Annotated in this window: 10 protein-coding genes and 1 riboswitch; of the genes, 4 read left to right on the top strand and 6 right to left on the bottom strand. The window is 46.8% G+C overall.

The features are described from left to right. The first annotated feature begins 62 nt into the window (after window positions 1–62). Complete coding sequence (locus CLV42_RS21525; RefSeq protein ID WP_089838637.1) at window positions 63–305, top strand: hypothetical protein; 243 nt, start codon at window positions 63–65, stop codon at window positions 303–305. A 1-nt stretch (window position 306) separates the two neighbouring features. Here CLV42_RS21525 and CLV42_RS21530 read toward each other — a convergent pair whose 3' ends face one another. The 3 genes from CLV42_RS21530 to CLV42_RS21540 are packed head-to-tail and all read right to left on the bottom strand — an operon-like array spanning window position 307 to window position 4,212. Then, on the bottom strand, window positions 307–1,215 hold the full coding sequence (locus CLV42_RS21530) for a YihY/virulence factor BrkB family protein (RefSeq protein WP_106603998.1): 909 nt from the start codon (window positions 1,213–1,215) through the stop codon (window positions 307–309). Window positions 1,216–1,264: 49 nt separating this feature from the next. Further along, the gene (locus CLV42_RS21535; RefSeq protein ID WP_106603999.1) at window positions 1,265–1,693 is read right to left on the bottom strand and encodes a hypothetical protein; all 429 of its coding nucleotides are present in this window, start codon (window positions 1,691–1,693) and stop codon (window positions 1,265–1,267) included. 59 nt (window positions 1,694–1,752) lie between these two features. Further along, window positions 1,753–4,212 carry an AsmA family protein gene (locus tag CLV42_RS21540; RefSeq protein WP_170117597.1) on the bottom strand — a complete coding sequence of 820 codons (2,460 nt, stop codon included), beginning with the start codon at window positions 4,210–4,212 and terminating at the stop codon, window positions 1,753–1,755. Between the two features lie 102 nt (window positions 4,213–4,314). On the opposite strand from CLV42_RS21540, the gene CLV42_RS21545 reads away from it, so the two are divergent. Further along, window positions 4,315–6,096, top strand: coding sequence for a glycoside hydrolase family 15 protein (locus tag CLV42_RS21545; protein WP_106604036.1), 1,782 nt, complete (start codon window positions 4,315–4,317; stop codon window positions 6,094–6,096). A gap of 90 nt (window positions 6,097–6,186) precedes the next feature. On the opposite strand, the gene CLV42_RS21550 is transcribed toward CLV42_RS21545, so the two are convergent. After that, window positions 6,187–8,358, bottom strand: a complete 2,172-nt coding sequence (locus CLV42_RS21550; protein ID WP_106604001.1) for a bifunctional alpha,alpha-trehalose-phosphate synthase (UDP-forming)/trehalose-phosphatase — start codon at window positions 8,356–8,358, stop codon at window positions 6,187–6,189. A 418-nt stretch (window positions 8,359–8,776) separates the two neighbouring features. On the opposite strand from CLV42_RS21550, the gene CLV42_RS21555 reads away from it, so the two are divergent. Next, window positions 8,777–9,727 (top strand): aldo/keto reductase, encoded by a 951-nt coding sequence (locus CLV42_RS21555; protein WP_106604002.1) that lies wholly within the window; start codon window positions 8,777–8,779, stop codon window positions 9,725–9,727. A gap of 327 nt (window positions 9,728–10,054) precedes the next feature. On the opposite strand, the gene CLV42_RS21560 is transcribed toward CLV42_RS21555, so the two are convergent. Beyond that, a complete protein-coding gene (locus tag CLV42_RS21560) occupies window positions 10,055–11,005 on the bottom strand; it encodes an NADP-dependent oxidoreductase (protein WP_106604003.1) in 951 nt (316 codons plus the stop codon). Window positions 11,006–11,028: 23 nt separating this feature from the next. Beyond that, entirely contained in the window at window positions 11,029–12,315 is a 1,287-nt protein-coding gene (locus CLV42_RS21565) for a voltage-gated chloride channel family protein (RefSeq protein ID WP_106604004.1), read from the bottom strand. A gap of 53 nt (window positions 12,316–12,368) precedes the next feature. Further along, a riboswitch (Fluoride riboswitch) is annotated at window positions 12,369–12,454 on the bottom strand. 134 nt (window positions 12,455–12,588) lie between these two features. On the opposite strand from CLV42_RS21565, the gene CLV42_RS21570 reads away from it, so the two are divergent. Next, window positions 12,589–13,458: a phosphatase PAP2 family protein gene (locus tag CLV42_RS21570; protein WP_106604005.1), complete on the top strand. Its 870-nt coding sequence runs from the start codon at window positions 12,589–12,591 to the stop codon at window positions 13,456–13,458. The last annotated feature ends 133 nt before the right edge of the window (window positions 13,459–13,591 follow it).

Below are 13,591 nucleotides of genomic sequence, written 5' to 3' on the forward strand. Positions count from 1 at the left end.
TATATATAGTCTAATTTAACCAATATATTTTTTTATTAATATCCTCTGAAAAACAAATTATCATGATTCAGGTAACATATACCTACAAAAACCGGGAATTCCTCCAATTGGAAGACAATTTTATGAATCAGCTGGCACAATTGGGCGTTCGTCAGATGCATGCCCTATTGGAGCCATTATCAGATTCTCTTGTGAATGAAACAGGGAAGATCCGTATCAACCTCGATCAGCACCCGAAAATTGAATTGGAAGGCTTTAGTAATCCTGTAAAGGACCAGATAGAAATGGTATTGCGCGGAGAGTAGGTCAGCGTACTTCCACATCCGCCAGTTCATAGAAAGTGGCATGACGGAGGGGCTGCATCGGACGATGTTTGAATTCGCTCCATACTTTAGTAAATGCAGCTCCATAATAGAAAATGATGGCACTATAGAAGATAAACAGCATCAACAGCACAGCAGAGGCAGAAGCCCCATACAGGATCCCAATATTGCCCCCATACAGCAAACGGCGTAAGACCAGTTTCCCTATACTGAATAAAATTCCTGTGAGCAATGCTCCCGAGAATGCAACTTTCCACGTAGGACGCGCATCAGGCAGATATCGGAACAACACCGCAAACCAGGATGTTACGATCAGTAATGATGCTATCTGGGTGAATACCCCGCTGAATACAAATGCGGCGCGGGGAAATATGTCGTTGACATAACTTCCCAGGAATGCCTGCACACTTTCTGCCATCAGACTGGCCAGGAAAAGGATACCCGCAGCTCCTATCACCACCAGGGACCGTAAGCGGTCTACTAACGATTGCACAAAGCTTTCCTTCACAGTGATCCGGATCATCCATAACTGGTTCAGGGAACTTTTGATCACCTTCAATAGCGTAGTTGTTACAAACAGCAGGAAAATAAACAGTATAGTGGCCACAGGCACCGTGTGTGCCAAACCACGGAATCCTCTCAGCGTAACAACTACCTGTTTGGCACTTTCATCACCCACCAGTTCTCCCAGCCGCAAGATCAGCTGCCGGCCAATAGACCGGCGATTGAACAGTAATCCTAATACCTGTACAAGGATCAACAGAATAGGAGGAAGCGCGAAACTGGCAAAAAATGCAGTCGCCCCGGCCAGGCGTAAGGGATCGTTTTTTTGTAAAACCTGGAAAGCTGCGCGTAACGTATAAATAAGGCTCTTGATATATGCTCTGGACATTATTGGGAAAAAATGGTCCGCCCTTTACACTGTAAAAACCATGCCCGGCTTAGCGGCTAAGTGTGAAAAAGTGTTGTGTTACCTGCACCCTGTCAGGAATAGGTGCTCCGTCAAATATCAGCGTATTAAATTGAAATGTACTGTCAGTGACACGGGTCACCTCACACAGAGTGGTATCAAGGCGAAAGTAAACATGTGATACCGCCTCGTACGACATCGAATCAAGTTTGTTATCCAGGTAAACGATCGTATTCCCCTTTCCCCGGTCGATCTGGAAATCCATATAGTTAGCTGTTCCCGGGTAATCCTTAACATCATAACGGGTGTAGGCCGTATCTCCGTCCTCCAAAGTATATTCTTTCTCAACAACCTGATGGATATACCACTTTCCATCGTAATCAGGTTGGCGGACTGTCGTGTCTTCTTTCTTATTACAGGCAGCCAGTGTCAGCAGTGCTGGAACCAGTAGTTTCTTCATGGAAAATGATTGATTGTCAGGCGCTAAATTACTATAAAACGGTCGTTCTGATTAAAAAGTTACAGCTCCGGATCTTCTGATTTGTCCTTTTTTCCTCCCAATCCGATCTTCACTTTACCATCCTTTCCATCCTTTGCATGCAGATGCAGTACAATTCCTTTCTTACGTCGGCTCTTCTTTTCTTCCTTATCAACAATGTCTTCATCCCTTTTCGGGTTGCGCAGTGGTACAGTGATGTACATGTCCGTACCTTTTGTCATGGCGTATACGCCTGATACATCCATATACAACGCGCTTGAATTGATCTGCATTGGCGGTACAATGATCTTGTTGCCTTGTAGGGTGAGGGTATTCTGCAGGTTCTCGAAAGTGATATTGCCCAGGTTCCGTCCGCGGAATATCAGATCGCCGATATCTTCCAGCGGCGCAAAATGGATCAGGGCTCCATTCCGCAGATCAAAGGCCAGGGTACCATATATCGACTGTGGCGCCATCTTCCCGTTGTCTTTTACATTACCGCTGACATTTGCCGTGGCGGAAAAAATCCCCTTAAGGTTCTTCGCCTGCAGCGATTGCATGCCAAAATTATCAAACGCATGAAATAGCTGATCGATCTGTACGTCCCTGATACCTGCATTGATCTTAAAACGGTTGTTAACCCCATCCTGCGTGATAGTACCCTTCATATTGATATTGCCCCCTGCATGCGCGAATGACATCTGCTGCAGGTAAATATCCGATTCCTTCAGTGAAAGGTCTGCCCTTACCTGCTGTGCCATAAAGTTGCCATAGGTCAGTTTATCAAGCAATACGGATATACTGATATTACAGCTGTTTAGCATCACATCCAGCTGACTGGCAATCCTGCTTATCTTCCGGCGATTGGCAATGGCTCTGGCACGTTTTCCCTGTTGCCGCTTTCCAAGGAATGACCGGAACTCATCAAGATCTATACCAGTACTTCGCACTTTCCAATCCAGCGCCAGTTTTTCTGGTGCGGAAAAGTATAATCGCGTAATGTTCTTTACACTCCCTTCCATTTGCAAATTACTTTTCCGCGTGCGGATGGTGATATCCTGTAGTGAAAGATCCTGTCCATTGAAATCCAATAAGGCATTACAGTCGCTGAATGCCAGATTGCGCGGGAGATACTCCATCATCCCTCCTTTTAACGCGACTGTCCCTTTCAGATAAGGCACTATCGTATCCCCGGCAATTATTCCGCCCTTATAATATAAGGCTGCTACCGCCGTTCCGCCTGTAAACCGGAATACACCATCATCTCCCTGTGCCTCGTTCAGGTCTGTAAGGGCGAAATCCGACCGGAAATAGCCCATTAAGGTGGGATGCTTCAGATTCGTGATCCGGACGGTATCAGCAGATACCGGGATGCTATACAGCTTTGCTTTGAGACCGTAAATACTGATGATGGAGTTTTCATCTATTCTCGGTTCACCCGGCACCCATTCGTTCGAAAAACTGCCCGCAAAGCTGCATTCCTGCAATTCCATGCCTTTGGTGGTAACAATATTGTCCGCCGTTTTCCAGGTAACATACACCGACGGCTTATCTCCCGGCTGCATATGCCCGTTAATCTTAGCTTCGGCATCTATAGGCTGCTCTATTTTGATGCTATCCAGTTTGGATGATATCCTGGGCGTTAACAGGGATGCCGCCAGGTGCAGTGGGATCTTGTCGGCCAGGATATGTAATGTAAAAGGTCGCGGCTGTGCGCCGAAAGAAAATGAAGCACCCACTGAAATGCTTTGTCCGGCTATACGCAAGGCCTGCTGCGGAATATCCAGTGTTTTCCGAATCCGGTTATAATGGATCTCCAGGTCCATCTGTACAGGCTTCTCCTTCAGGTAACTGCCCTTTTCTGTATTGAACGCCAGGCTAAGTACTCTCAGGGAAGTATTCAGATTACAAACCCAACCAGAATCATTATTCCGCAGATTACCTTTCAGACTGCCAATATCGAAACTGAACAATTTATGCTTCTGCTGGTTCTCTACTATAAAATGGATGTCCGACAGTTGCAGGCGGGTAATATCAGCGACTCTCCCGGGCCCTTTGCCTTCGCCCCGTTTCCTGCTATCCCGCTTCAGGATGCTGGTATTGCTGTAACCAGTGCTGTCCGTAAACAGGTAAATGCTGCCTTTTTCAAGGGAGATCTGCCGCACATCCAGCTGTTTTCTGAGTAAGGAGGAAGTATTTACTTTTACGAAAATACGCGCTACATCCAGCAGCTGATGCTGATGCGTATTCCAGAGACTATCCTTTATAGTGACTCCCTCCAGGGCCACGGAAACATCTGGAAAACTGCGTACCAGCGAAGGTTCCATGTCTTTTATCACAAGTGTTCCTCCATGCAGCCTGTCGTTTAGCTTATCACTGATCTGTTGCAGGATGTCAGCCTTATGCTGACGGATGTACAAAGCAAGCCCCAGCCATAACAGTATAAGCGTACCGAGGAGGCTACCAAAAACAATCAGGGTTATACGAAGCCATTTCTGCATAAGGGGCATGTACGTGAAATGATGAGGTTTTGGTTTTAATTAACACAAAATGTGCCGCAGTTGCCCTTGTTGGAATGGCTTTTGTATTTCAATGAATCACTTATGGAAAAACATACGTATAAGACGGGCATCATTGGCAACTGTGCATACCTGGCACATGTCAATCAGAATACGAACATTGACTGGCTTTGCTGGCCACGGATGGACAGCTCCTTTATCTTTGGCAGTATGCTGGACGCGGGTAAGGGTGGTGAGTTTTCCATTCTTCCTTCCGGGGAATATACATCAAAGCAGTACTACCTGGAGAATACCAATATCCTGTGCACCGAAATTACCAGTGAAAGCGGCAGATACCGGATTACGGATTTTGCACCCCGCTTTTACCAGTATGAGCGGTACTTCAAACCATTGATGCTGATCCGCAAGGTAGAGCCCCTGGAAGGCAACCCGCGCATCAGGGTGAAATGCCAGCCGGTGTGTGATTATGGTAGCGGCTTTCTGAAAGCCCAGCGGGGCAGCAATCATATAGAGTTCCTGGGATGTGAGGACAGCCTTCGGCTTACCACGAATATTCCTATCAGCTACCTTTTTGAAGAAGAACACTTTGTGCTCAATGAAGATAAATACCTGTTGCTGAGTTACGGTAGCCCCCTGGAGGCGGCCCTCAATGCAACGGCAGAAAGTTTCCTCCGGGAAACGACCATCTACTGGCGAACATGGATCAAACATTCCAACATCGCCAACTTCTACCAGCCTGCAGTGATCCGTTCGGCCCTCACCCTGAAGATCCACCAGTACGAAGATACCGGCGCCATCATCGCCGCCAGTACTACCAGCCTGCCCGAATATCCCGGCAGCGGCCGTAACTGGGACTATCGCTACTGCTGGTTAAGGGATACTTATTATGTGATCACCGCACTGAACCATATCGGCCATTTTGAGGAAATGGAAAAGTATTTCAATTATGTGGCGGATATCTCATTTTCCGGCGATTACCGTTATCAGCCTTTATACGGCATTACAGGCAAGAAGAACCTGGTAGAACAGATCTTACCGCACCTGGACGGATACCTCGGGAATCAGCCTGTGCGTATCGGCAATCAGGCGTATGAACATATTCAGAACGATATCTACGGACAGGTACTCATCTCCATGTTACCCTTGTACACCGATCACCGCTTTATATTCTCCGAACGTAAGGACTCAACCTGGTGGATAGAATACCTGCTAAGCAAAATCGAACATACGATCGATGAGAAAGATGCAGGTATATGGGAGTTCCGCAACTTCGCCAACATTCACTGTTATAGTAATCTCTTCCAGTGGGCAGGCTGCTCTGCTGCGGAGAAAATGGCCCGTACCATCGGCAACGAACAACTGGCTGAAAAAGCAGTGTCTCTGAAGAATCGTGCGGCTGCTCATATAGAAAGCTGCTACGATCCCGTAAGGAAAGTGTACACCAATGCGGCTGGTAGCCAACACCTGGATGCCAGTACCCTGCAGCTGATCCTCATGAACTACCTCGATCCTGCATCTGAGAAGGCCAGAGACCATCTTGCGGCGCTTGAAAAAGAACTGAAAACACCGCAGGGACTTTTCTACCGTTATCTGCATTCCGATGATTTCGGTAAGCCTAAAACCACCTTCCTCGTCTGCGCTTTCTGGTATGTTGAAGCATTGGCCTGTGTAGGACGCGTGGATGAAGCCATCCATGAGTTCCGGAACCTCTTGCAATATGCCAATCACCTGCTCTTATTCAGTGAGGATGTGGATGCAGAGAATGGCAGTCAGTGGGGGAATTTTCCGCAGGCGTACAGTCATGTGGGATTGATGAATGCGGCTTATAGAATAGCCATGAAACTGGATGTACCGATATTCATTTAAACAAACCAATAATCAATAGAACAGGTATATAAAAGGAAGGCTGCCCATTGTTATCAGGCAGCCGTCCTTTTATATACAACAATAAAACTACTACGATACAAGTGTTCTTAAAAACGCCCTTACTTCCTGGTGATTCCTCAGGTAATACCTTGCAGCAGATACCTGGCTGCCCACCTTTATGGTGACCGCTTCAGCAGGTAATATTTTAAAGATATCTTCATCGGTATAATCATCCCCTATCGCCAGCATAAAGTCAAACTCTCGGTCCTGCTGCCAGGACAAAGCTGCTTTCCCTTTATTGATCTCGATGTTTTTGATCTCAATGACCTTGTCGCCCGGCAGGATCTGTAAGCCGATATCATTGGTAAAATAACGAAGGGTATTCATCAGTTCATTGGCACGCAATTCACCTAAACCTGTTTCCACTTTACGGTAATGCCACACCAGCGAATAACTCTTTTCTTCTATAAAAGACCCCGGTGTACGGTCCATATAGGTATCAAGTATAGGCAGAATATCCTGCTTCCATTGAGCAGTCAGTCCGGGTAACATCATCCAGTCCTCACCATATTTTTTTGTCCACGCGCCATGTTCTGCAATGAGATCCAGCGGAAGATGTCCCAGCCATTCTTCCAGCGTTTCATGCTTACGGCCGCTGATCATTACAACATGATTCTTCGGATCATCTGAAAGCGTTTTAAGCAGGTGATAAAGGTCCTGGTCAGGCGACGCAAGATCAATGTTGGCCTGGAAGCCTACTAGTGTACCGTCATAATCCAGGAAGATAGCCCGCTTGGTAGATCGTTTATAGGCATTCCTGACGGTCGACTGCATATCGAGGCTCATACGGCGTGCCAGCATCGATTGCTGATATTGCTTGACCTCCTGCAGGCGGTCCATGAACAGCTTCACCCAGTGGGCGATATTGAATTTCGCTACGACCTGCCGCATTTGCTTCATACGGCGTTGTTGTTCTTTCTCCGGCATATTCAGCGCTTCATGTAAGGCCCTGGCAATGGCGCCGATATTATTTGGATTCACGATCAGGGCATCTATCAGTTCTTTGGAAGCACCGGCCATCTCACTTAATATCAGTACACCGTCATTGTTTTTGCGACTGGCCACATATTCTTTACTCACGAGATTCATACCATCCCGCATAGGCGTAACCAATCCAACATCAGCAAAATTATACAGCGCAGCCAATACTTCTACAGGAAATGAACGATAGAAATAATTGATCGGATGCCAGTTGATCGTACGGAAACGGGCATTGATACCTCCAGCCAACATATCTATCGCGTCTCTCAGTTCTTTGTATTGCGGAACCGTATCTCTTGAAGGAACAACGATCATGTACAATATCACCTTCTCAACATATTCGGGATATAACTGCAAGAATAATTCAAAGGCCTGTAATCGCTGGATGATACCTTTACTATAATCCAGTCTGTCGATTGACAGCACCATATGTGTATGCTGAAAACTTTCCTTCAGACTTTCCATCTGCCGCTTTACCTCCGGATCATCAGAGAGCTGTTCAAACTTCTCATTATCGATACCCATAGGAAATGTCTCCGCAATCACTGCACGGTCATTCACCATTACAACGTTGGCAGACGCATTCACCGGTAACAAACGGGTAACGGCGTTAAGGAAATGATGGCTGTCGTCGAAAGTATGAAAGCCCAGCAAGTCAGCACCCAGCATGCCTTCCAATAGTTCGCAGCGCCATGGTATAAGACGGAAAAGCTCATAAGAAGGAAAAGGAATATGCTGAAAATAACCAATAGCAACATCCGGCGCTTCGGAACGGATCATGCCCGGTAATAACAACAGCTGATAGTCATGAATCCAGATAATATCCCCCGGTTCTGCCACCTGCAGTACAATATCCCTGAATTTACTATTTACCTGATAATAAAAATCCCAGTACACCTGTTCATAACGGGCATAAACGGACATATAGTGGAAAACAGGCCACAGTATCTCATTTGAAAATCCCTCATAATAGTTATTGATTTCTTCCTGTGTCAGGTATACAGGTAAAAGATTCAGGGCTTTCAGTTGTTCCCTGATCTGTGGTTGTGCCTCCTCACTCACATCAATGCCCGGCCATCCTATCCAGATATTGTAGCCTTGCCTGTAAATGGATCCCAAGCCTGTAGCAAGACCGCCTTCACTCGGATTCAGCACATATTCTCCATCTTTTTCAGTGATCTTTACCGGTAGCCTGTTAGATACAATAATGGTTTTACTCATAATACAGTTATTAAGTCAAAAAATCTATGCTAATATCAATGCCGCTCCTGTGATACGGAGAGCCTTTAACAAAAAACGCACCTGAAATAGATACGGGAGACAAGCGTAGCCTGCTTTTACGGAATACAATGGATTGTTGTGCCAATGGCAAGAAGGCCAAGATACGGAAATTTATGGTATCTGTTTTGGAACAAACTCGTACATTCATATTCGCACCGATAGGACTCCGGTAGGAGTCCCATTGTTTGTAGCGCGGGGTGATAACCCCGGGGAACACGTTGTTTGTTGCGCGGCGTTCGTACCCCCGGGACCGGGTTCATTTACGTCAATCGTCCCGTGGACGGGACGTGCGCCGCGTGTTTGTAGCGCGGGATGATAACCCGCAACCACATATAAACGAAATAAAAAATCAACGTAAATGGAAAAAAGACAATTAGGCAGATCAGCATTACAAATAGCACCTTTGGTTTTTGGCGGAAATGTATTTGGCTGGACAGCAGACGAAGCCACCTCTTTTTCATTGCTGGATGCATTCGTGAGTGCAGGATTCAATACGATAGACACTGCAGATTCTTATTCTCATTGGGTGCCCGGCCATAGCGGCGGCGAATCTGAAGCGATCATCGGCAAGTGGTTAAAGAAAAGCGGCAAACGTGATCAGGTGATCATCGCCACAAAAGTAGGTGGTGGTAAAGTAAGAGACCTTTCACCTGCTTACATTGAAAAGACCGTAGAAGAATCTCTCCGCAGATTGCAAACAGACTATATAGATCTCTATCAATCACATTACGATGATCCCAATACACCTGTAGATGACACCTTAGCCACCTACGACAAACTGGTAAAAGCAGGAAAAGTAAGAGTGATCGGTGCATCCAACTTCAGTCCTGAAAGACTGTTGCAATCGTTGGAATCCAGTGAAGAAAACGGTTTCCCCAGGTATGAGTCTTTACAGCCATTATACAACTTATACGATCGTCAGAAATTCGAAAGAGAATATCTGCCTATCACACAACAATATCAACTAGGTGTGATCAGTTATTATTCGTTAGCCAGCGGTTTCCTCAGCGGAAAATACAGAAGTAAGGAAGATGCTGCAAAAAGCGCCAGAGGAGAGAAAGCCATCAGCTATCTCGATGAGCGCGGACAATCCATTCTCGAAACACTCGACGAAGTGGCCGCAGATTTCAAAACGACTCCTGCCAGTGTCGCTATCGCATGGCTGGTACAACGTCCTGATATTACCGCGCCTATTGTGAGTGCGACCAATACAAAACAATTGGAAGATCTTGTGAAAGCAACACAATTGGGATTAGACGCAGGGGCAATAGAGAAATTGAATATTGCGAGCGATTATGTTGACGATTGATCTCTTGAACGGATCACGGTTAAATAATTATGCTATAAAAAAGGGCTCCTAACAGAGCCCATCAAATAATATCACACTAGAAGTTTACCGCCTTGCTATTTATTAAGAGACCGCCGCAGCGTTGGTTCAGATAGAGATTGCGGGCATTAGCCCTTGAGAGCGCTCATACGCTTGATGGGAGTTCAATAGATATCCCGCCGCCCAACACGCTTGATAAAGCCCCATAGCAAGGACTCGAAAGGGGTACAGCCCGCGATCCTATCTGAAAACCAACGCCAGAAGGTCGGCGCATAAACGCAGGATCGCGCAATAGCAAATTCCTCAAAATTAGCCAATCTTAATCACCGTCTTCCCCTTCCCCTTCAATTTCCTGCTCGCCTCAATCGCCTCCGGCACCTCCTCCATACTGATCACCATTCCTACCGGCACCTTCAGCGCCCCGCTATCCACCGCATCCGCTAATGTATCCAACGACGCCGGCGTGCCCTGTGTCTCAAAATTCCCTCCGGTGATATTCCGCGCCTTCAGTGCCTCTTTATCCGCCACAAACGCTGTTGTCAGCGCCGCGCCGCCAACCTTCACCAATGACGTCATGGTTTTAAACACTGGCCCGGCACTAACGAGATCTATCAATCCTTCCACACCAGAAGGATAGTTCGCTTTTATCTCCTTCTCAACAGATACTTTTTTGTAATTGATCGTCTCTTTCGCCCCCAATTTCTTCATCCGCTCCGCACCATCTTCATCGCTGACAGTAGCGATAACATAGATACCCTGCATATGGGCCAGCTGTACGATGAAAGAGCCTACGCCGCCGGTAGCACCTACCAGCAACAAGGTTTGTTCATGTTTAAGCCCCAGGCGTTCCAGTAGCTGGAGTGCTGTCATTCCCGCCGTCGGCATAGCTGCCGCTTCCACCAGTGAAATAGTGGTGGGGGCATGAGAGATAGCCGCCTTTTCAGGCACTACAACATACTCAGCATAGGAACCTTCACCAATAGGTGAATGTATAAATTGTCCGTAGATCTTATCGCCTTGTTTGAAATGGGTAACACCTTCTCCAATCGCTTCAACGGTCCCTGCACCATCCACACCAAGCACCATAGGAAAATTGTGCGGCATCTTTCCATCGAGGATGCCATCTATTAATTTCCAATCAAACGGATTGATACCGGCAGCGGCTACACGTACCAGGATGGTCCCTGGTTTTACCTGCGGTTTAGGTAATTCCATTACCTGGGGAATGCCCTTAAACTGGGGAACGGCTACAGCCTTCATAATTTTTAATTCAAATTGTCTGGTTAATCAATATCATGGCTCTTTGGTACTGCTATACGCTGCGCACTGTAGATGCCGGCATGTCCACTGAAATAGTAAGCTGTAAAACAGGCTACCGCGAAGTATAACACATGTGACGTGCCAAAAAGCTCTACACCCATTAAAGTACAGGCAATTGGAGTATTAGTGGCACCTGCAAATACGGCAATAAATCCGAGACCTGCAAACAAATCCACCGGCGCGCCCAAAAGTACGGCCAGTGTATGTCCTAAGGTGGCGCCAATAAAGAACAAGGGCGTCACCTCCCCTCCTTTGAAGCCCATACCAAGGGTAATGGCCGTCAGCAGGAGTTTCCATAACCAGGCCCAGGATGAGATAGGTGTATGACTGAAGGCGGAAACAATGCTAACGCTGTTGAAATAATAACCGGTAACTCCCAGGCCAATATAATCCCTGGTCCCCAACAGCTGACAGGCACCAATAACAATCAATCCTCCTGCAACCGGTATCAGCCAGGCCGGTCGGATCCATTTCTTTGCATTCGCCTTGATACTATGTATACAGATAGAAAAGAGATAGCTGGCAAGCCCGAAAGCCACACCACCTACAATGACTTTCGCCAACAAAAGAAAATCAAACTGTACAAAATGGAAGATAATATTTCCCTGGTCAAAAAGGATCTTGTAATGTGTATGTCTGATACCCCATGCCGAACAGACAATATCTGCAAATACAGCAGCGATCAGGCAGGGAACCAGGGCATCATAGCGGATCAGGCCAATAGCCAGTACCTCGAGTGCAAACACGGCTCCTGTCAGCGGCGTACCGAAAACAGCGCCGAATCCGGCCGCTATCCCTGTCATGAGTATCATGCGCACATCTGCCGCCGATAGACGCATCCAGCGGGCCAGCAGATTTGCCATACTCCCTCCTATCTGTACCGCAGTACCCTCCCTGCCGGCAGAGCCACCAAACAGATGCGTAATGATCGTTGTTGCCAGTACAAGCGGGGCCATTCTTGCCGGTACACCGCCACCAGGTTCATGGATCTCATCCATAATGAGATTATTACCAGCCTCCGCATTGCGGCCCGCTTTTTTATATAAAAAGTAGATCAATACCCCGGCTAAAGGTAGCAGATAAAGCAACCAGCCATGTTCCTGGCGGACAGCAGTCACCTCTTCCAGTAACGAGAGAAATAAAGCCACAAGAGACCCCACTACGAGGGATACGGGAATACTAATCACCGTCCAGCGGATCAGCTGATATGCGATCTTAAATTGTTCAACAGAATGCCTGAGATATTTCATTAGCCCACAAATAAATACGAACGTTGTTGCTCCCTGCTCTAGGGGAGGATTTGTTATTTGCAGGCGCCATCAGACTTGCCCGGGTCAGGTGTGGGCGAAGACGGTTCTTGTGCAGGAAGACACCATTTCCTGGTATAACACAAATATACCATTTGTAGGTGTAAAAAAGTGAAAATATAGTTAAAGACGTGGGATTTTCAGAATGTCTACAGTTTCTTTCGGCAAATTTGTATTAATTTAATGCTAACATACTACAATTTTTGCCAAATAAATATGAGATTGTTCTTACTGCTTAGCCTGCAACTGTCGACATGCATTGCCTTGGCCGCTCCGTCAGATACGACTGTTGTTGGAACCAATATGGATACCACAAAATCTGCAAATGTTGTGCCAACGGGCACATCATCAGAAAAGGATCAGACCCCTGCTCCGGTATTTAATACGAATCTGAATTACAAACACAGCATCCCGAATTACAACGCAAGGCTTGTAAGCATTATCGTTCCTACAGCGATGCTGACATATGGGGCTGTATCACTTGGTGGCGGTAAACTCCGCTCCCTGGACATGTCTACCAGGAAAGAGATTCTGGAAGACCATGGAGGCTTCCATACCAATGTCGATGATTACCTGAAATGGGTTCCTGCAGCTGCAGTATATGCACTGAATATGGCAGGTATTCACGGTAAACACAACTTTGCCGACCGTACCATGTTATTCGGTATGTCTACGCTCATCGCCACTGGAAGTACTTTCGCGATTAAGAGTGCCACCAACAGATTACGTCCTGATGGCAGTACTTATAACTCCTTCCCCTCCGGACATACCGCTATCGCCTTCATGAGCGCACAGTTCATGTGGGAGGAATATCATGAGGTAAGTCCCTGGTATGGCGTGGCCGGTTACGCAGTAGCTGCTACCACCGGTGCACTGCGCATCTACAATAACCGTCACTGGGTAAGTGATGTTGTCACAGGCGCAGGTCTGGGTATCCTGAGTACAAAAGCAGCATATTGGCTGTACCCCAAAATGCAACGCCTCTTTGTACACGATCCGGAACATTCCTCTACACGGATCATGCTGATGCCGAATTACGATGCGCAATGGAAGTCAGCAGGACTTTCGCTGATGTTGACGAAATAATTTGTGGCTAATTCATATTTTCAGGGCAAGGGTCTTCAGGGAGCCTTGCCCTTTTTGTTTTTACCCCCTCTCCTCCCACTTCCCCAAATATTGCCTGTCACTTGTTATTTTGTCGGGAATAGCCTAATTTAAA

It is taken from the genome of Chitinophaga ginsengisoli (assembly GCF_003014595.1).
GTDB classification, from domain to species: Bacteria; Bacteroidota; Bacteroidia; order Chitinophagales; family Chitinophagaceae; genus Chitinophaga; species Chitinophaga ginsengisoli.